Annotated in this window: 17 protein-coding genes, 3 tRNA genes and 1 pseudogene; 9 read left to right on the top strand and 12 right to left on the bottom strand. The window is 62.0% G+C overall.

Annotated elements, in window-relative coordinates; translation table 11 throughout:
• Window positions 1–40 precede the first annotated feature (40 nt).
• Window positions 41–2122: a carboxy terminal-processing peptidase gene (locus tag B7L72_RS17305; protein WP_081195651.1), complete on the top strand. Its 2082-nt coding sequence runs from the start codon at window positions 41–43 to the stop codon at window positions 2120–2122.
• A 143-nt stretch (window positions 2123–2265) separates the two neighbouring features.
• On the opposite strand, the gene B7L72_RS17300 is transcribed toward B7L72_RS17305, so the two are convergent.
• The 4 genes from B7L72_RS17300 to B7L72_RS17285 all read right to left on the bottom strand — a co-directional run bounded on the left by B7L72_RS17300 (window position 2266) and on the right by B7L72_RS17285 (window position 3221).
• Window positions 2266–2562, bottom strand: a complete 297-nt coding sequence (locus tag B7L72_RS17300) for a metalloregulator ArsR/SmtB family transcription factor (protein WP_229800785.1) — start codon at window positions 2560–2562, stop codon at window positions 2266–2268.
• Between the two features lie 290 nt (window positions 2563–2852).
• A tRNA-Asn gene (locus B7L72_RS17295) sits at window positions 2853–2928 on the bottom strand.
• 55 nt (window positions 2929–2983) lie between these two features.
• Window positions 2984–3059: transfer RNA gene (locus B7L72_RS17290), tRNA-Asn, on the bottom strand.
• Window positions 3060–3145: 86 nt separating this feature from the next.
• Window positions 3146–3221 (bottom strand) — tRNA-Asn (locus tag B7L72_RS17285).
• 188 nt (window positions 3222–3409) lie between these two features.
• Here B7L72_RS17285 and miaB point away from each other — a divergent pair.
• The 5 genes from miaB to lnt all read left to right on the top strand — a co-directional run bounded on the left by miaB (window position 3410) and on the right by lnt (window position 8907).
• On the top strand, window positions 3410–4753 hold the full coding sequence (gene miaB, locus B7L72_RS17280) for a tRNA (N6-isopentenyl adenosine(37)-C2)-methylthiotransferase MiaB (protein ID WP_081195650.1): 1344 nt from the start codon (window positions 3410–3412) through the stop codon (window positions 4751–4753).
• Between the two features lie 86 nt (window positions 4754–4839).
• Entirely contained in the window at window positions 4840–5931 is a 1092-nt protein-coding gene (locus B7L72_RS17275) for a PhoH family protein (RefSeq protein WP_016914440.1), read from the top strand.
• Complete coding sequence (ybeY, locus tag B7L72_RS17270) at window positions 5928–6389, top strand: rRNA maturation RNase YbeY (protein WP_016914441.1); 462 nt, start codon at window positions 5928–5930, stop codon at window positions 6387–6389. Before B7L72_RS17275 ends, ybeY begins: the two co-directional genes overlap by 4 nt.
• A 123-nt stretch (window positions 6390–6512) precedes the next feature.
• Window positions 6513–7394 (top strand): HlyC/CorC family transporter, encoded by an 882-nt coding sequence (locus tag B7L72_RS17265; RefSeq protein WP_026001772.1) that lies wholly within the window; start codon window positions 6513–6515, stop codon window positions 7392–7394.
• Window positions 7395–7443: 49 nt separating this feature from the next.
• On the top strand, window positions 7444–8907 hold the full coding sequence (gene lnt / locus B7L72_RS17260; RefSeq protein ID WP_016914443.1) for an apolipoprotein N-acyltransferase: 1464 nt from the start codon (window positions 7444–7446) through the stop codon (window positions 8905–8907).
• Window positions 8908–8980: 73 nt separating this feature from the next.
• Here the strand turns inward: lnt and phaC are convergent, their stop codons facing one another.
• From phaC to prmB, 5 genes are all read right to left on the bottom strand, one after another.
• A complete protein-coding gene (gene phaC, locus B7L72_RS17255) occupies window positions 8981–10834 on the bottom strand; it encodes a class I poly(R)-hydroxyalkanoic acid synthase (protein WP_081195649.1) in 1854 nt (617 codons plus the stop codon).
• A 93-nt stretch (window positions 10835–10927) separates the two neighbouring features.
• Window positions 10928–11338, bottom strand: coding sequence for a phasin family protein (locus B7L72_RS17250; protein ID WP_081137536.1), 411 nt, complete (start codon window positions 11336–11338; stop codon window positions 10928–10930).
• A 127-nt stretch (window positions 11339–11465) separates the two neighbouring features.
• Window positions 11466–11837, bottom strand: a complete 372-nt coding sequence (locus tag B7L72_RS17245) for a DUF6489 family protein (protein WP_081137535.1) — start codon at window positions 11835–11837, stop codon at window positions 11466–11468.
• A 60-nt stretch (window positions 11838–11897) separates the two neighbouring features.
• Window positions 11898–12989 carry a chorismate synthase gene (gene aroC, locus B7L72_RS17240; RefSeq protein WP_081137533.1) on the bottom strand — a complete coding sequence of 364 codons (1092 nt, stop codon included), beginning with the start codon at window positions 12987–12989 and terminating at the stop codon, window positions 11898–11900.
• Window positions 12990–13002: 13 nt separating this feature from the next.
• Complete coding sequence (prmB, locus tag B7L72_RS17235) at window positions 13003–13980, bottom strand: 50S ribosomal protein L3 N(5)-glutamine methyltransferase (RefSeq protein WP_176212910.1); 978 nt, start codon at window positions 13978–13980, stop codon at window positions 13003–13005.
• 124 nt (window positions 13981–14104) lie between these two features.
• On the opposite strand from prmB, the gene B7L72_RS17230 reads away from it, so the two are divergent.
• Window positions 14105–14668 (top strand): Smr/MutS family protein, encoded by a 564-nt coding sequence (locus tag B7L72_RS17230; protein WP_081137530.1) that lies wholly within the window; start codon window positions 14105–14107, stop codon window positions 14666–14668.
• A 1-nt stretch (window position 14669) separates the two neighbouring features.
• Here the strand turns inward: B7L72_RS17230 and B7L72_RS17225 are convergent, their stop codons facing one another.
• Window positions 14670–15686: a patatin-like phospholipase family protein gene (locus B7L72_RS17225; protein WP_016914450.1), complete on the bottom strand. Its 1017-nt coding sequence runs from the start codon at window positions 15684–15686 to the stop codon at window positions 14670–14672.
• 50 nt (window positions 15687–15736) lie between these two features.
• On the bottom strand, window positions 15737–16621 hold the full coding sequence (locus B7L72_RS17220; protein ID WP_016914451.1) for an alpha/beta fold hydrolase: 885 nt from the start codon (window positions 16619–16621) through the stop codon (window positions 15737–15739).
• A 343-nt stretch (window positions 16622–16964) separates the two neighbouring features.
• On the opposite strand from B7L72_RS17220, the gene B7L72_RS17215 reads away from it, so the two are divergent.
• Together B7L72_RS17215 and B7L72_RS17210 are read left to right on the top strand one after the other, a co-directional pair.
• Window positions 16965–17408 (top strand): LexA family protein, encoded by a 444-nt coding sequence (locus tag B7L72_RS17215; protein WP_016914453.1) that lies wholly within the window; start codon window positions 16965–16967, stop codon window positions 17406–17408.
• Window positions 17405–18703: a Y-family DNA polymerase gene (locus tag B7L72_RS17210; RefSeq protein ID WP_081137529.1), complete on the top strand. Its 1299-nt coding sequence runs from the start codon at window positions 17405–17407 to the stop codon at window positions 18701–18703. The genes B7L72_RS17215 and B7L72_RS17210 overlap by 4 nt, the downstream gene beginning before the upstream one ends.
• Before the next feature lie 146 nt (window positions 18704–18849).
• Here B7L72_RS17210 and B7L72_RS17205 read toward each other — a convergent pair.
• A pseudogene (locus B7L72_RS17205) lies at window positions 18850–19174 on the bottom strand (sodium-dependent transporter); the annotation flags it as partial.

Raw genomic sequence — 19174 nt, 5'->3', positions numbered from 1 at the left:
GGGAAGAATGAGTGTACACAAATCCGGGAGAGCTTGACTGATGAGCTTGTTTGCAACGCTTTCGCGCTCGGTCGCCCTTGCTGTCATGCTGGTGGTGACCAGTCCGGCGGCGATGGCCCAACTGGCGCCGACAGACGAACAACGCCAAGCGGCCGTAGAAATTGCGGACTCGCTCCGCTATGGCCACTACGCGAACATTAATTTTGACCCGCAGTGGTCCGAGGAGGCTTTCCAGCGCTACCTGGACATACTCGATGGTCAACGCGCCTATTTGCTCAACCGTGATATTGAACCCTATCGTCATCTGGAAAACGATATGGCCGAGGCGCTGTTCGAAGGAGAGCTCGACGACGCCTTTGCACTCTACAACCGCCTGAGCGAGCGCCACACTGCTCGCCTGGAGTGGCTGCTGGCACGCCTGGACGAAGGCCTCTCGCTGGAGTTCGAAAGCGACGAGCGCCTGGAAGTGGATCGTGAAAGCGCCCCCTGGGCCAGCCGTGAAAGCGAACTCGATGAACTGTGGCGCAAGCGCCTCAAGAACGACGCTCTGACCCTGGCACTCACCGGCCAGGACGATGAGCAGATCGAGAACAACCTGCGCCAGCGCTATGAAGGCCAGCTGACCCGCCTGCGGCAGACCGAATCGGAAGACGTATTCGGCCTACTGATGGCCGCGGTGTCCAGCACCATCGACCCACACACGGGCTACCTGTCGCCCCGCCAGGGTGAATCCTTCGACATTCAGATGAGCCTTTCGCTGGAAGGCATAGGCGCCCTGCTGCAAGCCGACGGCGAGTACGTCAAGGTCTCCAGCCTGGTGCCCGGCGGCCCTGCCGACCGTGCCGGAGTGCTGGAGCCTGCTGACCGCATCATTGCGGTAGGCCAGGAAGATGGCGAGATGGTCAACGTGGTGGGCATGCGCCTGGACAACGTGGTCGATTTGATTCGCGGCCCCAAGGGCTCAGTGGTTCGCCTGGACGTCGTGCCTGCTCAGGCGGTGGACATGACCCGCTCACAAATCGTGGAAATCACCCGCGACACTGTTAGCCTGGAAGACCAGGCCGCCAAGGGCGAAGTCATTGAAGTCATGCGCGATGGCGAGCCGCACCGTATCGGCGTCATCACCGTGCCGACTTTTTACGTTGACTTCGACGCCTGGCAGGCAGGAGAAGACGAGTATCGCAGTACCACCCGCGACGTGGCTCGTGAGATCGACAACCTCAAGCAAGAGGGCGTCGAGGGCATCGTGCTGGACCTGCGCAATAACGGCGGCGGCGCCCTGCAGGAGGCCAACTCACTGATCGGCCTGTTCATCGATCGCGGCCCCACGGTACAAGTGCGTGACGCCCAGGGCCGTATCCAGCTCTACGGCGACACCGAAGCAGGCACGCTCTACGACGGCCCGCTTACCGTCCTGGTGAACCGCCTGTCGGCCTCAGCCTCCGAGATATTCGCGGGCGCCATTCAGGACTATGGCCGCGGCATCGTGGTGGGCGCCTCGACCTTTGGCAAAGGCACGGTACAGACCCTCAACGACCTGAGCCATGGCCAGATCAAGCTGACACGCGCCAAGTTCTACCGCATCTCTGGCGACAGCACCCAGAATCGCGGCGTAGAGCCGGACATCGCCTTCCCGAGCCTGATCGATCCCGAGCGCATTGGGGAGAGCAGCCTGGACAATGCCCTGCCCTGGGACACCGTCCAGAACGTTCAGTATCGTCGCTACGGCTCGCCGGAAACGGTACTGCCCACCCTCATCTCGCTACACGAGGAACGCGCCAAGGGTAACCCCAATTTCCGCTACCTGGAGCGCCAATCCACCTTGGCCCGCCAGCTGCGCGAACAGCACACCAGCGTCAGCCTGAACCGCGAACAGCGCCAACGTGAGCTGGAAGCTCAGGAAGCCGAGCAGCTGTCACTGGAAAACCAGCGCCGCCGCGCACTGGGTCTCCCAGAACTGGAAGAGTGGATGGATGCCCGCAGCGACGGCACCCAGGATGACGAGACCGACACCGAGCGCGACGAAGCCGCTCCCGTCGACCGCGCTCATGTGCTGGAAGCCGCCGAAATCCTGCTCGATTTCGCACACCTGGAGAAAGCCCAGCGCATGGCACGCCGCTGAGCAGCCCCTGCCCCGACGCCTGACGGCGACGGGGCAGCCTGTCCAGGCAAAACGACCCGCGCAGAACGCTCCATGCAAAACGCCAGCCCTTGGGCTGGCGTTTTGCCATATGAACGAATCGACTGATGGAACCACTTACCCCGTCAGCACAAGGCCGCACGCCGAGCTGGCCGATCTCCCATCTTCAACAGGCGCTTCGTCAAGCCAGCCAGCTGCACTTCGCTGCCTTTTGCCCCCGCCTCGATAATGGCCATGGCCCATGCAGGCAGCTGCGGCGCAAGATGATAGTATACCCACTGCCCTTCACGCTGGTCGATCAGCAGACCACACTGGCGCAACTGGGCCAGGTGACGCGACACCTTGGGCTGCGACTCCTCGAGCGCATACGTCATTTCACATACGCACAGCGACCGCTCCTGGGCGATCAGCAGTACCAGCATCAAGCGCGTCTCGTCGCTCAAACATTTAAAGACCTGCAGCGCCTGCAAGCCAGTTGCATCCTTCACGCGCTTCTCCAACGTTCGTTACCGTTCTGATGCTCATGCTACCGAAAAAGCTGGCGACAGGGCATCATTAAACGCCCCGAGCAAACGCAACGGACACAACAAAGCCTTGCCATGCACCAGAGCTTGATAGGCATTAGAGATAGAGAAAAAGGAAATACGGCGTACTACGAAAGGGAAGGGAAGGGAATTGATCGGCTAGATCGATCATACATGGAGAAATGAAATGGCTCCTCGAGCAGGACTCGAACCTGCGACCCAATGATTAACAGTCATTTGCTCTACCAACTGAGCTATCGAGGAACATCTGTGCGTCAGCAGCGAAACGTGCGTCGGCAATAAAAGCAGAATAGCGAATTGGCTCCTCGAGCAGGACTCGAACCTGCGACCCAATGATTAACAGTCATTTGCTCTACCAACTGAGCTATCGAGGAACGTCTGTATCGCTATTGCGTTTGAGCGAGAACCTTTACCAACCTGCTAACTTTTCAGCCATTTGCCGATGTTATTGGTTGGTGTTTGGCTCCTCGAGCAGGACTCGAACCTGCGACCCAATGATTAACAGTCATTTGCTCTACCAACTGAGCTATCGAGGAACTGCTCAAACACGGTGCGTAGTATACTGATAGAAACGCGCGGGTCAAGTCTCGATTACAAGTGGAGTGCTAGCCGCTGGTTCGGTGTGTCCGTATAATGCAGCCATTCAGCGGCAGACGACTGCCCAACGATTTTTTCATTCATCCCTCGTCTCTTCAGAAAGACGACCCATAGACGACAGGTACCGATGGCGAAGAAGCTCTTCATCAAAACGCACGGCTGCCAAATGAACGAGTACGACTCCTCTCGGATGGCAGACCTACTCGGCGAATCCCATCAGCTGGAGCTCACCGACAACGAGAAGGAAGCGGACGTCATTCTGCTGAACACCTGCTCGATTCGTGAAAAGGCACAGGACAAGGTCTACCACCAACTGGGCCGTTGGAAGAAGCTCAAGGACGCCAACCCGGAACTGGTCATTGGCGTAGGAGGCTGCGTGGCCAGCCAGGAAGGCGAAGCGCTGCGCAAACGCGCACCTTACGTGGACATGATCTTCGGGCCGCAAACCCTGCATCGCGTTCCCCAGATGCTCGACGCCCGCAAGAACAACCAGATTGCGGCGGTGGATGTCACCTTCCCCGAAATCGAAAAGTTCGACCACCTGCCCCAGCCCAAGTCGGATGGCGCCACTGCGTTCGTGTCGGTGATGGAAGGCTGCTCCAAGTACTGCACCTTCTGCGTGGTGCCCTACACCCGCGGCGAAGAGGTCTCGCGCCCCTTCGAAGCCGTGATGGATGAGGTCATCCACTTGGCCGACCAGGGTGTACGGGAAATCAACCTGCTGGGCCAGAACGTCAACGCCTACCGCGGCGACAATGAGGATGGCGACGAGATCGACCTGGCCGAACTGATCGCCTGCATTGCCGCCGTGGACGGTATTGACCGTATCCGCTTCACCACCTCGCACCCGGTGGAGTTCACCGATAGCCTGGTCGATGCCTTTGCCGATATCCCGGAGCTGGTGAGCCACCTGCACCTGCCGGTACAGTCTGGTTCCGACCGTATCCTGAGCGCCATGAAGCGCGGCCATACGGCGGAAGAGTACATCGAGAAAATGGAGCGCATCCGCGCCAACCGCCCGGACATCAGCTTTTCCTCCGACTTCATCATCGGCTTCCCCGGCGAGACCGAAGAGGATTTCGAAGCCACCATGGACTTGATCCATCGCATTGGCTTCGACCACTCCTTCAGTTTTGTCTACTCGGCACGCCCTGGCACCCCCGCCTCGGGCCTGCCCGACGACACCCCGGAAAGCGTCAAGAAGCAGCGCCTGGCCATTCTGCAGGAGCGCATCCTGCAACAGGCGGCGCAAATCAGCCGCCGCATGGTGGGCTCGACCCAGCGCATTCTGGTAACCGGGTTCTCGCCCAAGGACCCCGGCCAGCTCTCCGGGCGCACCGAGAACAACCGAGTCGTCAATTTCCGTGCCGCCAACCCCACCGAGCTGATCGGCTACTTCGTCGATGTCGAGATCACCGAAGCGCTGCCCAACTCGCTGCGTGGTGAGCTGGCCTCCGCCGAGCGTTATTGAGCCTTCTCTTATCCTGGGTAATTGCCCCGACCCCGTCGGGGCATTAAGCTGAAACGCACACACACCAACGAAAGGGTTTCCTACTCTTGAGCCAGCCATCACCTCAGGCCAATCGCATCATTACCCTAAGCCTTGAACCCAATGACCCGCAGCGCCTTGCCAGCCTCTGCGGCCAGCAGGACGAGCACCTAAAGCTGATCGAGAGCCGCCTGGACGTAACGTTGCGCAACCGTGGCAACGTTTTTCAGCTGGCCGGTGCAGCCAACCGCATCAAGGCGGCTGCCAATGTCCTTGAGCACCTGTACCGCGAAACGGCGGCCGCCGAGCTATCGGCAGATACCGTCCACCTGTTCTTGCAGGAGTCCGGACTAGAGGCTCTGGAGGAAGAGGAGGACGGTGAAGGCGGCAGCGACGAGGTGATCATGCGCACCCCCCGTGCCATGATCAAACCCCGCGGCCTGAACCAGCAGCGCTACGTGCAGAGCATCCGCGAACACGACATCAACTTCGGCATTGGGCCTGCGGGTACCGGCAAGACCTACCTGGCAGTGGCCGCGGCGGTCGAGGCACTGAACCAGCAGGAAGTGCGCCGCATCCTGCTGGTGCGCCCGGCCGTCGAAGCAGGCGAGAAGCTGGGCTTCTTGCCCGGCGACCTGGCGCAGAAGATCGACCCTTACCTGCGCCCGCTGTACGACGCGCTCTATGAGATGATCGGCTTCGAGCAGGTGGCCAAGCTGATCGAGCGTCAGGTGATCGAAATCGCGCCGCTGGCGTACATGCGTGGCCGTACGCTGAACAACTCCTATATCATTCTCGATGAGAGCCAGAACACCACGCCGGAGCAGATGAAAATGTTCCTGACGCGGATCGGCTTTGGCTCGACGGCGGTGATTACCGGCGACATCACCCAGGTGGACCTGCCGCGCGGCCAGCGCTCGGGGCTTTCCCAGGTGCTGGACGTGCTCAAGGAGACCCCCGGCATCGGCGTGACCCACTTTGCCGCCAAGGACGTGGTGCGTCACCCGCTGGTGCAGCGCATCATCGAAGCCTATGACGAGTTCGAGTCGCAGCAGGAAGTGGCCGAACGCGCCCGCCGCGAAACGCGTCAGCAAGAGCGCGAAGCGCGCATGCTGGCCCTCGAACGTCAGGGTCATCGCACTGGAGACGGCGACTCATGAACGAGCCGATGATCGATCGGCAAGCGGCCATCGACGAACCGCTGCTGCCCTCTCTCGACCAGCTCACCCAATGGGTGAGCTGCGTGTTTGCTCGCCATCCTGACGATGACCGCCAGGAGCTGACCATCCGCTTCGTGGATGAAGCCGAGAGCCAGGCGCTGAACCGCGACTACCGAGGCAAGGACAAGCCCACCAACGTGCTGTCGTTTCCTTTCGAGAACCCGCCTGGCATCACGCTGCCTCTGCTGGGCGATCTGGTGATCTGCCACGCGGTGGTGGCCCGGGAAGCCCATGAGCAGCACAAGCTGCTGGAGCACCATTACGCACACATGGTGGTTCATGGCACCCTGCACCTGATGGGCTATGACCATATCGAAGAGCAGGAAGCCGAAGAGATGGAGCAGCTCGAGCGGGAGCTGCTGGCGACCCTGAAGATCGATGACCCTTATCAGGCGTGAGCGGTTTTGTTGCAGAAAGCTGCCGCTAGCGGTGGTGTCTGCCGCCACTCAGTGATACAACGATGAGCGGTCATCATCCCCCTTTATCGAACTACCTTGCCCGTAACTGAGAGAACTGACGCAATGAGCGAAGACCGATCGAGCAACCCCAATCAAAAATCATGGCTCGAGAAACTCTTTGGCGCCCTTTCCGGAGACAGCGACGAACCCAGCTCACGAGATGAGCTAATGACGTTTCTACGCCACACGGCCGGCAAGCTGAAACTGGATCAGGACGCTATCATGATCATTGAAGGCGCCCTCGAGATCAGCGCCCAGCAGGTTCGCGAAATCCTCATCCCGCGCTCTCAGGTCACCGCCATCGCCCTGGATCAGACCAGTGACGACTACCTGCCGCTGATCCAGGAGACCGGCCACTCCCGCTACCCGGTGGTGGGTGAAAATCTCGACGACGTCAAAGGTATCCTGCTGGTCAAGGACCTGCTGCCGCTGCTCTCCCAGACCCAGGCACAGCGCGACGCCTTCAAGCTGGAAGACGTGCTGCGTCCGGCCATGTTCATTCCCGAATCCAAGCGCCTCAACAGCCTGCTCAAGGAGTTCCGCGACACCCATAACCACATGGCCATCGTCGTGGACGAGTATGGCGGCACCGCGGGCATCATCACCATCGAAGATATCCTCGAACAGATCGTCGGGGATATCGAGGACGAGCACGATACCGACGAAGAGGACGATATCCGCACGCTGGAAAACGGCCACTTCGCCATCCGTGCCCTGACGCCCATCGAAGACTTCAATGAACGCTTTGGCACGGCCTTTTCCGATGATGAGTTCGACACCGTGGGGGGGCTGGTCATGCAGCAATTCGGCCACCTGCCCGGCCGTGGCGAGCACACTACGCTAGGCGGTTGGCGCTTTATCATTCTGAATGCCGATAACCGGCGCATCCGCCTGCTCGAGGCCTATCGTGAACGCGATGCCGACGACGAGACCGACACCGACTAGCCACTACTGGCGCTGCGTTACCGTTGCACCCTGCTGACAGGATATTGCTATGAGGTTGACTCCCACGTTACCACTTCAACTGCTGGCCGCCCTGGTGGCCGGTGGTTTTACCACGCTCACCGCCTCCCCTTTCGAACTCTGGTGGCTGGGGCCTGTCGCCATTGGCCTGCTCTTTCTGGGCCTGCATCAGCTGAGCCCGGCTCAGGCCGCGCTGAAGGGCTGGCTGTACGGGGTCGCGCTGTTTGCCAGCGGCACCTCCTGGGTATACGTCTCGATCCATGATTACGGCTATACCGGCATGCCCTTGGCGGTCTTTCTCACCGCGCTGTTCGTGACCGTACTGGCGCTGTTTTTCGCGGGTACGTTCTGGCTCTATCGACGCTTCGTCGGCCCCCGTTGGGCAGTAGTGACCTTCGCCGGTGCCTGGGTACTGGGTGAGGTACTGCGCACCTATCTGTTTACCGGGTTTCCCTGGCTACTGGTGGGGTCGAGCTACGTCGACTCGCCCTTGGCCAGCTGGGCTCCGGTCGGCGGTGTCTATTGGCTCTCATTGCTGGTCGTTTTGAGCGGCACCCTGGGTGTGGCCTTCCTGTGCCGTCAGTGGTGGGCAGCGCTGCCGCTGGCGGCCATCTGGCTCACGCCTCTGGCACTGCCCCAGCACTGGACCACGCCGGTGGACGAACCCACTCGCGTGGCCCTGCTTCAGGGCAACCTTCCGCAGCTACTGAAATGGACACCGGAAGGCCAGCGCAGCGCTGCCAACATCTACAGCGACCTGACCCGTCAGGTCGCAGACGATGCTGACCTGATCCTGTGGCCAGAGACCGCGCTGCCTATGATCGACAGTCAGGCGCGCCCGGTACTGGAGCGCGTGCAGAGCAACCTGCCACCTGAAACGGCGCTGCTCACCGGTATCGTGCAACTGGACGAGGCCAATCGCTACTTCAACAGTGTGATTGGTATCGGCAACGTGGAAGGCAGCTACCAGAAAGAGCATCTGGTACCGTTCGGTGAGTACTTGCCGCTGGAAAGCGTGCTGCGCGGGGCGATCAACTTCTTCGACCTGCCCATGTCCAGCTTTAGCAAGGGAGCATCTCATCAGGTGCCCATGCAGGCCGCCGGGGTCACCATCGGTAACGCGATCTGTTACGAAATCATCTACCCGCAACTGGTGGCACGCCGCGCCATGGATAGCGATGTCATCGTCACGATCTCCAACGACACCTGGTTCGGCGCCTCCATCGGCCCACACCAACACCTGCAAATGGCGCGCCTGCGTGCGTTGGAAAATGGCCGCTACGTGGTGCGTGCCACCAGCAACGGCATTACCGCCATCATCGACCCCCGCGGCAGGCTCGTCGACCGTGCACCGCAGTTCGAAACCACCTACCTGACCGGCGAGTTCCACGCCATGCAGGGGCTCACGCCCTTCACCCGCATGGGTAGCTGGCCCACCTGGCTGCTGGCAGGCCTGCTGTTGCTGCCTGGGGTTGTACGTCGCCGCGCAGGATAACGCACCTTGCTAGCCCTGCCTGCTGCCGGGCCCCCGCATTGACGCCGTTGACCGGCGAGCGGGGGCCTTGCTTTTAGCGGGCCGAGGGGGTTTCCCCCAGCACTTCTGGAATGGTCATTTTCACATAGCGGCCTGGGGCGGGCTCGATCACCTTTAACTGCCCCTCTCCGGGCTGACGGGCTGGCACCATTTTCTTCGGGTCGGCATCCGCGTAGCCGTTTTCCGTCACCCAGGCCTGCCAGTGCGGCCACCAGGAGCCTTCGTTGAAGGTCGCCCCTTGCTGCCATGCATCGTGGGAGTCCGGCAGCTCGTCGTTCGTCCAGTAGCCGTACTTGTTCTTGTGCGGCGGGTTAACGATCCCGGCGATATGCCCGGAGCCCCCTAACACGAAGGTCACTGGCCCCTTGGGCAGCAGCGCACCGTAGTAAGTACTGTTCCACTTGGCAATGTGGTCTTCCTTGGTCGAGACGAAATAGCTGGGCGCCGAGATCTTGCGCAGGTCGATCTTGACGTCGTCCAGCTCGATGCCACCGGGCTCTACCAGGCGATTTTCCAGATACATGTGGCGCAGGTACCAGGCGTGGGTACCTGCGGTCAGGTTGGTGCCATCGGTGTTCCAGTAGAGCAGATCGAACGCCGCAGGCTCGTCACCTTTCAGGTAGTTGTTGATGTAGAACGACCAGAACAGGTCGTTTTCCCGCAGCAGGTTGAAGGTGTACGCCATGGAGCGACCGTCCAGGTAGCCCTTGAGCTGCATGCTCTGCTCCAGCCCTTGAATGACGCGCTCGCTGAGAAAGACGCCAATGTCGCCCGGGTCGCGGAAGTCCTGTAGCGTCGCCATATAGGTCACCGACTTGACCTTGCGGCCACGACGCGTGCTGGTCAGGTAGGCCACCGTGGACGCCGTGAGCGTCCCACCCACGCAGTAGCTGACCAGGTTGACCGACTTTTCGCCGCAGGCCTGCTCGATGGCCTCCATGGCACTGATCGGCCCCAGCTGCATGTAGTCGGCCCAGGTGATGTCACGTTGAGCAGGGCCAGGGTTGCGCCAGGAGATCAGAAACACCGTGTGCCCCTGCTCTACCAGCCACTTGACCAGCGAGTTGTCATCGCGCAGGTCGAGAATGTAATACTTGTTGATCCATGGCGGCACGATCAACAGCGGCGTCTTGAAGGTTTTCTCGGTGGTCGGGGCGTACTGAATCAGCTGAATCAGCTCGTTTTCGTATACCACAGAGCCCGGCGTCACGGCGATGTTGTCGCCGACCCCGAAGGCGCTACGGTCGGTCATGCGTACGTTGATCCCTTCGGCCGAGTTGGCCAGGTCTTCGCGCAGGCGGGTCAGGCCGTCCACCAGGTTCTGCCCCTTGGTCTCCAGCGTACGCCGCATGACTTCCGGGTTGGTGGATACGAAGTTGGTGGGCGACATGGCGCTGACCACCTGACGCGCATAGAACGTCAGGTTGCGCTTGTGGGTGGGGTCCAGCCCGTTCAGGCCGTCGATCAGCTCCTCGACCATCTGCGAAAACAGCAGGTACTGCTGCATGATCGCCATGTAGTAGGGGTCCTGGCGCCAGGCCTCGTCGCTGAAGCGGCGGTCATGCTTGGGGGGCGTGATCAGCGGCGTGACCTGCTCGCCCGCCATGGCGCGAAGGCCCTGCTGCCACAGCAGCCACTGGTCCTGGATCAGCCGCGATTGGGTTTGCCACAGCAGGTTGGGGTTGCTCATCAGCGACTGGGCTGCCGCCTCGAAGCTTTCACGCATGTCACGGTAGACCGAGTCTGCGGCTTCACTGGGCACGATGCGCTGTAGCAGGTCTTCGAGCAGCCCCTTGTACTGCTCGGCGACGTCGTCCAATTGAGCTTTCCAGGCCTCCATTTCCGACTGGGTTAGCGGTTGAGACGGTATTTTCCACCCTGACTGCATACGAGTTCCCCCTCGCGTGCCGAGCATTGTTCGCTCTGACAGCTCATCCAAAAGAACGCGGCGCCTCATCGGCGCCGCGAACAGTATGTGATATCAGCTCTTGCGTGACGACTGGCTGGTGGCCTTGGCCGAGGACTCGCCCTTCGCGGTAGCCGTGGCCTGTTCGCTCATTTTTTGCCCGGCTTCGCTGAACAGCTTCTCCATTTCTGTCTTGAACTGCAGGGTCATCTCGCCCATGGCGCGGGCATCTTCCTGCATCTGCTGGGAAAGCTCGTTCATCATTTCCGCTTGCCGGGTGCCGAAATCACGCAGGCTTTCGGCATCGTTGATTTCGGTGGCGCTGCGAATACGCTCGGTCCCCATCTGGCTGTAGCGCTTCATGGCTTCCAGCTGGTACTGGGTCATCTTTTCCATGTTGTTGAGCATCAGCGAGTTCATCTTGCGCATCGGCTCGAACATCTGGCGGGTCTGGGCGCTGAACGCCTCCATCATCTTGTCTTGCATTGTGGTAGCTCCTGTCTCTCATTCCCTGGCATGAGCCTGGAGTGGCTCATTCACATCGCAATTATTGTGCATCGCACAAAGAGTAATCGCTGGCTTGCCACTTGACAACTCTGCTTTGGCGGCAGCCCTACCCTTTAGCGCGGGTTCGTGACGAGGCGGCTTTCGCCTTGGTGCCTCGACTGCTGGCCGTGCTGGGTGCCTCTTGCTCCTCGCGGGACTGGCTGCTGCTGGTGGCACTGGAACCCGCCTGCCGCAGCATGTCCAGCATCATCTGCTGGTAGGTACCGAAGTTGGCCAGCCCCTGCGATAGCCCTTGTTGCATCATCGGCTGCTGCAGGAACGGGCGCATCAGGCTCATGGGGTCGTAACCCTCCACCCCAGACTCCATCTGGCGCTGGATGTTGTCCAGCAGGCTTTGCTGAAACGCCTCGACATCCGGTAGCCCCAGCGAACGCCGAAACTCGTCCGGCGTCAGGTCAAACTCAACGTTGATCTTCATAGGCGACTCCTTGACCGTCATGCTTGAGTGTAGCAGCGAACCCCGAAGCGTACCGTGGCGTTATCGCTGGCCGATGGCCGGTGTATCAACGCTGACATCGGCATTCTGCCCACGGTGGCGCAGCCAGTGGTCCAGCAGGGTCATGGCCATCATGGCTTCGGCAATCGGTGTGGCACGAATGCCCACACAGGGGTCATGACGCCCCTTGGTAATCACCTCCACCGGCTCGCCGTGCACGTCGATCGAGCGGCCCGGCGTGGTGATGCTGGAGGTCGGTTTCAGCGCCAGCCGTGCCACGATGGGCTGGCCACTGGAAATACCGCCCAGCACGCCCCCGGCATGGTTGGAGAGGAACCCGTCAGGGGTCAGCTCATCGCGGTGCTCGCTGCCCCGCTGCGCCACGCAGCCAAAACCGGCACCAATCTCGATGCCTTTTACCGCATTGATGCTCATCAGACCATGCGCCAGATCAGCATCCAGACGATCGAATACCGGCTCGCCCAGGCCTACCGGCACGCCTTCCGCCACCACGGTGATCTCTGCCCCCACCGAGTCCTGGTCACGGCGCAGCTGATCCATGTAGCTTTCCAGCTCAGGCACTTTGTCCGGATCGGGGCAGAAGAAGGCATTCTGCTCGACGCTGTCCCAGTCTTTGAAGTCGATCTTGATCGGCCCCAGCTGGCTCATGTAGCCACGAATCTGAATGCCCTGTGCCGCCAGTACTTTCTTGGCAATGGCTCCGGCCGCCACGCGCATGGCGGTTTCCCGAGCGCTGGAGCGCCCACCGCCCCGGTAGTCACGATGCCCATACTTGTGATGGTAGGTGTAGTCGGCATGGGCGGGCCGGAACTGATCCTTGATCTTCGAGTAGTCCTTGGAGCGCTGGTCGGTATTCTCGATCAGCAGGCCAATGGAGGTCCCCGTGGTCTTGCCTTCGAACACGCCAGAGAGAATGCGGACCTGATCCGGCTCCTTGCGCTGGGTAGTATGCCGGGAGCTGCCGGGGCGGCGGCGATCCAGGTCACCCTGCAGATCGGCTTCGCTAATCTCGATACCGGGCGGGCAGCCATCGACGATGGCCCCCAGCGCAGGGCCGTGGCTTTCGCCAAAGGTGGTGACGGTAAACAGTTTGCCAAAGGTGTTGCCAGACATGGGCGTTATTTCCTCACGCAAAAGACGCCGCATGGGCGTCGAGTTCAGCGGCGCTCAGGGCAAACACGCCCTGGCCGCCACGCTCGAAGTCAAGCCACATAAAGGGCACGTCGGGGAAAGCGGCCTCTACATGACGGTCGGAGTTGCCCACCTCGACGATCAGCCAGCCGTCGTCGCTCAAATGGCGGCGCGCGTCACGCAGAATACGCCGGACGATATCCAGCCCATCGCTGCCAGCGCCCAGCGCAAGGTCCGGCTCGTGGCGGAACTCGGCGGGCATGGTCGCCAGGTCGCGGGCGTCCACGTAGGGCGGGTTCGAGACGATCAGGTCAAATGTCTGCCCCTGAAGGCCGCTGAACACGTCCGACTCCCAGGCGCGCACTCGGTCACCGACACCGTGACGGGTGATGTTCTGGCGCGCCACGGCCAGGGCGTCCTGGCTGATATCCGCCAGCGCGACATCACAGGTGGGCAGCACCAGCGCCGTGGCGATGCCGATACAGCCGGAGCCGGTACACAGGTCCAGCACCCGAGCGGGGGGCTCTTCGGGGAACCAGGCGGCAAAGCCATCTTCAATCAGCTCGGCAATGGGCGAGCGCGGAATCAGCACGCGCTCGTCTACCGAGAAGGGGTAACCCGCGAAGAAGGCCTCACCCAGCAGGTAGGGCAACGGGCGACGAGTGGTGATGCGCTCGCGGGCGAGCTTGATGATGCGCGAACGCTCCATGGGGAGCAGCCGCGCATCGAGCACGGCGGGGTCGACGTTCCAGGGCAAGTGCAGCGCGCCCAGGCTCAGGGCGACCGCTTCGTCCCAGGGGGACTGCGTGCCGTGGCCATAATGCAGGCCCGCCAGGTAAAACTCGCTGGAGACCCAGCGCAGGTAATCGCGCAGCGTTATCAGCTCGTGTGCCAGCGTCGAATCAGGCAGTGAAAGCGTAGAAGTGGACAGCTCTTCAGGGGAGTGCGTGGTCACAGGGGCTCCTGGCAACATGACATCATGGGAGGATTGTACCTTTGACGCCGCTCGGTTCACAGCCACGAGGTTCACAGCGACGCCTGGCTCGCTATACTGTGTGTCTCTATCACCGTGTACTTTCACCGATGCCGAGCCGACCATGACGCGACACCTGCCCAACGACGACGATATCAGTGCCTTTCGCCAGGCACTGCAGGAAGCAGGCGTACGCCGTATTGCCACCAACCAGGCGGACCCCGGCAAACCCAAACGGCAACCCGACAATCGCGAGGCCCGCCGCCGCGCCGCCGTGGAAAGCAATACGCTGCAGGCCAGCGGCCGCACCTCCGACGGCCGTGTCGAAGCCGTGCGCCCCTCCGAGTACCTGGAGTTCAGCGTGCCGGACCTGCCCTGGCGCACCTTCAGCCAGCTCAAACGGGGGCAAACCGCCTGGCAAGCAGGGCTCGACCTGCATGGCTACACGCTGGAAGAGGCCCGCCTGGAGCTGGAGAGCTTTCTGGGCGATGCCGCAGCCCAGGGGCTGCGCTGCGTGCTGGTGGTACACGGCAAGGCGTGGGGCAGCAGCGCGGATTTCCCTGTCTTGAAGAGTCACACCAACGCCTGGTTGCGAGAGTGGCCTGGCGTGCTGGCGTTTTGCTCCGCCACCGACGTGGATGGCGGCACAGGGGCGGTCTATATTCTGCTGCGCAAACGCGGCCAGTAGCTCACTCGGTAGCGTCCGAGGCAATACTGGGCATGCGCCGCTCCAGCGCCTGATCCGCCAGATGGCGCCCCAGGCGAATCAACTCGTTGGCGCGATGGAACTCATAGGTACTGCAAACGGTTTTGGGCACTTCGATCAGCACATCCGGCGGATACCCGGCCACCTTGTACTTGGCCAGCGCCGCCTGGGTGATATCGAACGACTCCAGAATCATGTCCAGCTTGCCCCACTCACGCTTGCCGCGCAGGTCGACGGTTTCATCGTCATCGTTCTCTTCTTCACCGCCGCCCAAGCCGCCCCACAGTCGGCGCGTGGTGGCGCGCACTTCGCTCATCCAACCGCCAATGTTGGCCTCTCGCTCGCGCTCCGAGGGGGTCTGCGGCGGGGCAGGCTCGTCACGGGGCAGCAGCTCTTCCAGGGTCACCGGCTGCGGGCTATGGGCCGTCGCGTTCACCGCCACCACAAAATCCGCTTCATGGGCGGCCAGAATGGGCATCATCGGCAGCGGGTTGAGCAGCCCGCCATCCACCAGCACCTGCTCGCCCAGGTTCACCGGAGTAATCACGCCAGGCACCGCAATGGAGGCGCGTATGGCGCGTAGCAGCGGGCCATTTTGAAACCACACTTCGCGCTGGCGTACCAGATCGGTGGCCACCGTGGTCACGGGGATCGGCAGATCCTCGATCAGTACGTCACCCACCAGCTCTTCCAGCTTGCTCATGACCTTGTTGGCCCGCATGGCCCCCATGGGGCTCCAGGTCACATCGACCAGCTTCAGCACGTCCAGATAGTCGAGATGGCACACCCAATCCCGATACTGGGGCAGCTTGCCCGATGCGTAGATACCGCCAATCAGCGCGCCCATGGAGCAGCCCGCTATCGAGATGATCTCGAAGCCCCGCGCTTCCAGCGCCTCGATCACGCCGATATGCGCGTAGCCTCTGGCCCCGCCGCTGCCCAGCACCAGAGCCACCTTGTTTCCCTCACCCAGCGCTCTCCCTGCCAACAGACTCACCACGGCACACCCTCCTTCTTATTTTTCACCGCTCTATTCTTCTCTTCACCGCTCTACTCTTCACCACTGGGACTACAGCAAATCACCTCGGCGACCTGGGCCACGGCCTGCGGCTCCAGATGAAGATGGTGCCCCCCCGCCAGCACATGGCGGGTGAGGCGGGGAACCGCCTGCCGAGCGGCCACCGCCCACTGGCGCTCACCGAGAATACCGCGCTCTCCTTCTATCAATAGCACGGGGGCTTGAATCTCTGCCAGTATGGCCAGCACCTGCTGCGGCGTCAGGCGGACCAGGGAAGGCTTCAGCAGGCGGCTGTCGGTGCGCATGGCGACCTTGCCATCCGCCGTGGCCTGGGTGTTACGCTCGACCAGCGGCCTGGCCGTGATAGCATCCAGCGGCGTCACGCCGCCTGCCACCCGGGCGGCAACGGCCTGTTCGATATCCGCATACCGGGGCGTGCGCGAAGCGACGCGGCGGTGGGCGGTGAGGCCCTTGCGCAGCTGGCTGGCCGTCTCCTCTGCGGGCGTATTCAGTGCCCCCAGGCCATCCAGCAGCACCAACCGTGCGACACGCTCGGGCAGCGCCGCTGCCAGCAGGCAGGAGACTGCCGCCCCCATCGAGTGCGCCAGCAACGTGGCCTGCTCGATCTCCAGCGCCTCCATGGCATCCAGCACATCGTGAAGGTAGTCCCACAGCGCATAGTCGCTGCCGAAGGGCGCATGGGCCGAGTGGCCGTGCCCGCGAAAATCGAGGGCAACGATACGAATGTTGAGTCGCTTTACCAGCAAGGGGGCCAGCCGCGAGAAGCTCGCCGCGTTATCCAGCCAGCCGTGCAGGGCGACCCACACCGGGGCATCGTGGCGCCCCCAGCTCAGGGCCGCCAGGCGCCCATTGGCCAACGACAGCGGCGTACTGCCGCTAAACTCGGAACCTTTCATCAGCCCTCTCTCTTCACAAAAAACCCTGCGCCGGATGACGCTTCGAGCACCAAACGTTACCATGCCTGGCACAGCCTATGCGCTGATTTCGAGCGGCCCATGGTGGGCCACCCTTTCCTATCTGCTGGAGACAACCCGATGAAACCTCGTCGCGACACCCGCGCCCGCAATCTCGTGTTCTGGATCACGGTCATCAGTGCGCTGGTGGTTGGCCTCTGGCTGGCCCGTTAGCCTCCTCGTACCCTTACCTTCGCCCCGGCACCTTGCATTTTTTTCCGCATGAATGAATACTGGCCATAAATGCTGTATATAAACACACTATTCATTCGTGAGGAGCCCGACGATGCCGTCTCAACCCACTGCCGTTGCGACCGCCTTGCCGTCAACACCCTTGCCTCTTCCGTTTGCCTCGCTGAGTGGTCGCGCGGGTTTTAGCGGCTTTCCTTCCCCCGCGCAGGATTACGAGCCACGCACGCTGGATCTCAACACGCGGCTGATCAAGCACCCGACACAGACGTTCTATCTGACCGCCCGCGGCGACAGCATGGAGGGGTGGGGCATCTTCGACGGCGACCTGCTGGTGGTAGACCGCAGCGTGCCGCCTCGGCTGGGCCACATTGTGGTCGCCCTGTTCGACCAGGAGCTGTTGATCAAGCGCTACGCGCTGTATCGCGGTACGCCGCATTTGTGCTCGTCTCATCCGCACTACCCTCCGCTGCCGCTGGAAGAGGCCGAGTGCCAGCTATGGGGGGTAGTGCGCGCCGTCATTCATGAGTATTTGCCATGATCGGTCTGGTGGATGCCAACAACTTTTACGTTTCCTGCGAGCGGGTATTCCAGCCCACGCTGGAAGGCAAGGCCGTGGGCGTCATGTCCAACAACGATGGCTGCGTGATTGCGCGCTCTGCCGAGCTGAAAGCCATGGGCATTGCCATGGGGACGCCAGCGTTCCAGCTGGAAGGGCTGCGGCGTCGGGGCCAGATCCATTTGTGCTCTTCCAACTACGAGCTGTACGGCGACATGTCGGCGCGGTTGGCACAGCTGCTGCGTGAAGCCTGCCCAGAGGTCGCCCCCTACTCCATCGATGAGATGTTCATTTACCTGGATGGCTTCGATGACGCCCAGTGCCAGGCCATGGGCGTGGCGCTACGCCGCCGTGTTCGCCGTTACCTGGGGTTGCCCGTCTGCGTTGGGCTGGCGGCCACGCATACGCTGGCCAAGCTGGCCAATCACGTGGCCAAGCAGCAGTCCCACTATCAAGGGGTATGCCTGCTGGCTGCCCACACCGCCACCACCCAGGCACTGCTCAAACAGCTTCCGGTGAGCGAGGTATGGGGAGTCGGCCGACGGCTTGCCGAGCAGCTCGCCGTGAGCGGTATTCGTACCGCCTGGCAGCTGCGTGAGAGCGACCCCAGGCAGTTGCGCAAGCGCTTTTCGGTAGTGTTGGCGCGCACCGCCCTCGAGCTGCGCGGCACGCCTTGCCTGGAGATGAACGCCGTCGAACAGCCCCGCCAACGCATCATGACTTCGCGCTCTTTCGGGCGTGCCACGGGGCGCAAGGAGGAGCTGCACGATGCATTGCGCCAGCACGCCCAGCGCAGCGCCGAGAAACTGCGCCAGCAGGGTAGTCTGGCCCGTGCGGTGCTGATGTTTCTGACCACCAGCCGCCATCGCAAGGACCTGCCCCAGCTGGCCCCCCGCGCCATGATTCCCCTCGATGCTCCCACCGACGACACGCGGCTCATTCTGCAGGCCGTCAAGGAAGGGATGGAGCAGATGTACCGCCCCGGCTACGTGTTCATGAAAGCAGGCGTCATGCTGGTGGACCTGGTAGACGCCCAGCAGTACCAGCTCTCGCTGCTGGCACCGCCTGCCAAGGCGCACCCCCACGTGATGCGGGCGGTGGATGCCATCAACCAGCGGATGGGGCAAGGCACCATCCACTTTGGCATGCGCGACCCGGACGCCGCCTGGCAGCTGCGCTGCGGGCACCGTTCACGCCGCTACACCACGCGCTGGAACGAGTTGCTGGAAGCCGGCACCCACCCGGGAGCCATCGCGGCGTTTACTTCTCACCGATAGCCGCTAGGCTAGTGATTCCGCACGCCAAAAGTTTGCCTTATGTCCTATCAACGATCTGATGACGAGTATGCGCCCAGCCCGGACGTGGCCCATCGCCAGCTCAACGACCTTCAGCGCCGCCTGAACACCGGGCAGGATTGGCCCTCCTAGGCAGCTTTCAGGGCCTTGCGCAAGCGTGGGCTCAAGGTTTCACCCGCTGCCATCATGGCCACCAGGATCGCCAGCAGCCACGGCCAGTGCTGGGCAAACGAGACCTGATAGAGGCCCAGGGCATCGACGAAGATGACCAGGATGCCCAGCGGGCTGACGTAGCGCACCATGGTCAGCCACAGCGTATAGGGCAGCGGAGCCAGCCCCAGCTCGTCGCGGAACGTCTCGCTCTTGAGCACGAACCCGGCCAGCAGCACCATGCCCAACCCGCCCAGCGGCATCATCCAACGGGACGTCAGGTAGTCCAACCAGGTCGGGTAG

Origin of the sequence: Halomonas sp. BC1, assembly GCF_002078135.1 — a bacterium.
GTDB classification, from domain to species: Bacteria; Pseudomonadota; Gammaproteobacteria; order Pseudomonadales; family Halomonadaceae; genus Vreelandella; species Vreelandella stevensii.
The sequence above is the reverse complement of the archived record's forward strand: the minus strand, read 5'-3'. Positions and strand labels throughout refer to the sequence as shown.

Excerpts from the sequence above, each read along its gene's own strand:
- B7L72_RS17305 (WP_081195651.1), top strand. The coding sequence starts at position 41 with ATGAGCTTGTTTGCAACGCTTTCGCGCTCGGTCGCCCTTGCTGTCATG.
- B7L72_RS17300 (WP_229800785.1), bottom strand. The coding sequence starts at position 2,562 with ATGCTGGTACTGCTGATCGCCCAGGAGCGGTCGCTGTGCGTATGTGAA.
- miaB (WP_081195650.1), top strand. The coding sequence starts at position 3,410 with ATGGCGAAGAAGCTCTTCATCAAAACGCACGGCTGCCAAATGAACGAG.
- ybeY (WP_016914441.1), top strand. The coding sequence starts at position 5,928 with ATGAACGAGCCGATGATCGATCGGCAAGCGGCCATCGACGAACCGCTG.
- B7L72_RS17265 (WP_026001772.1), top strand. The coding sequence starts at position 6,513 with ATGAGCGAAGACCGATCGAGCAACCCCAATCAAAAATCATGGCTCGAG.
- lnt (WP_016914443.1), top strand. The coding sequence starts at position 7,444 with ATGAGGTTGACTCCCACGTTACCACTTCAACTGCTGGCCGCCCTGGTG.
- phaC (WP_081195649.1), bottom strand. The coding sequence starts at position 10,834 with ATGCAGTCAGGGTGGAAAATACCGTCTCAACCGCTAACCCAGTCGGAA.
- B7L72_RS17250 (WP_081137536.1), bottom strand. The coding sequence starts at position 11,338 with ATGCAAGACAAGATGATGGAGGCGTTCAGCGCCCAGACCCGCCAGATG.
- B7L72_RS17245 (WP_081137535.1), bottom strand. The coding sequence starts at position 11,837 with ATGAAGATCAACGTTGAGTTTGACCTGACGCCGGACGAGTTTCGGCGT.
- aroC (WP_081137533.1), bottom strand. The coding sequence starts at position 12,989 with ATGTCTGGCAACACCTTTGGCAAACTGTTTACCGTCACCACCTTTGGC.
- prmB (WP_176212910.1), bottom strand. The coding sequence starts at position 13,980 with ATGTTGCCAGGAGCCCCTGTGACCACGCACTCCCCTGAAGAGCTGTCC.
- B7L72_RS17230 (WP_081137530.1), top strand. The coding sequence starts at position 14,105 with ATGACGCGACACCTGCCCAACGACGACGATATCAGTGCCTTTCGCCAG.
- B7L72_RS17220 (WP_016914451.1), bottom strand. The coding sequence starts at position 16,621 with ATGAAAGGTTCCGAGTTTAGCGGCAGTACGCCGCTGTCGTTGGCCAAT.
- B7L72_RS17215 (WP_016914453.1), top strand. The coding sequence starts at position 16,965 with ATGCCGTCTCAACCCACTGCCGTTGCGACCGCCTTGCCGTCAACACCC.
- B7L72_RS17210 (WP_081137529.1), top strand. The coding sequence starts at position 17,405 with ATGATCGGTCTGGTGGATGCCAACAACTTTTACGTTTCCTGCGAGCGG.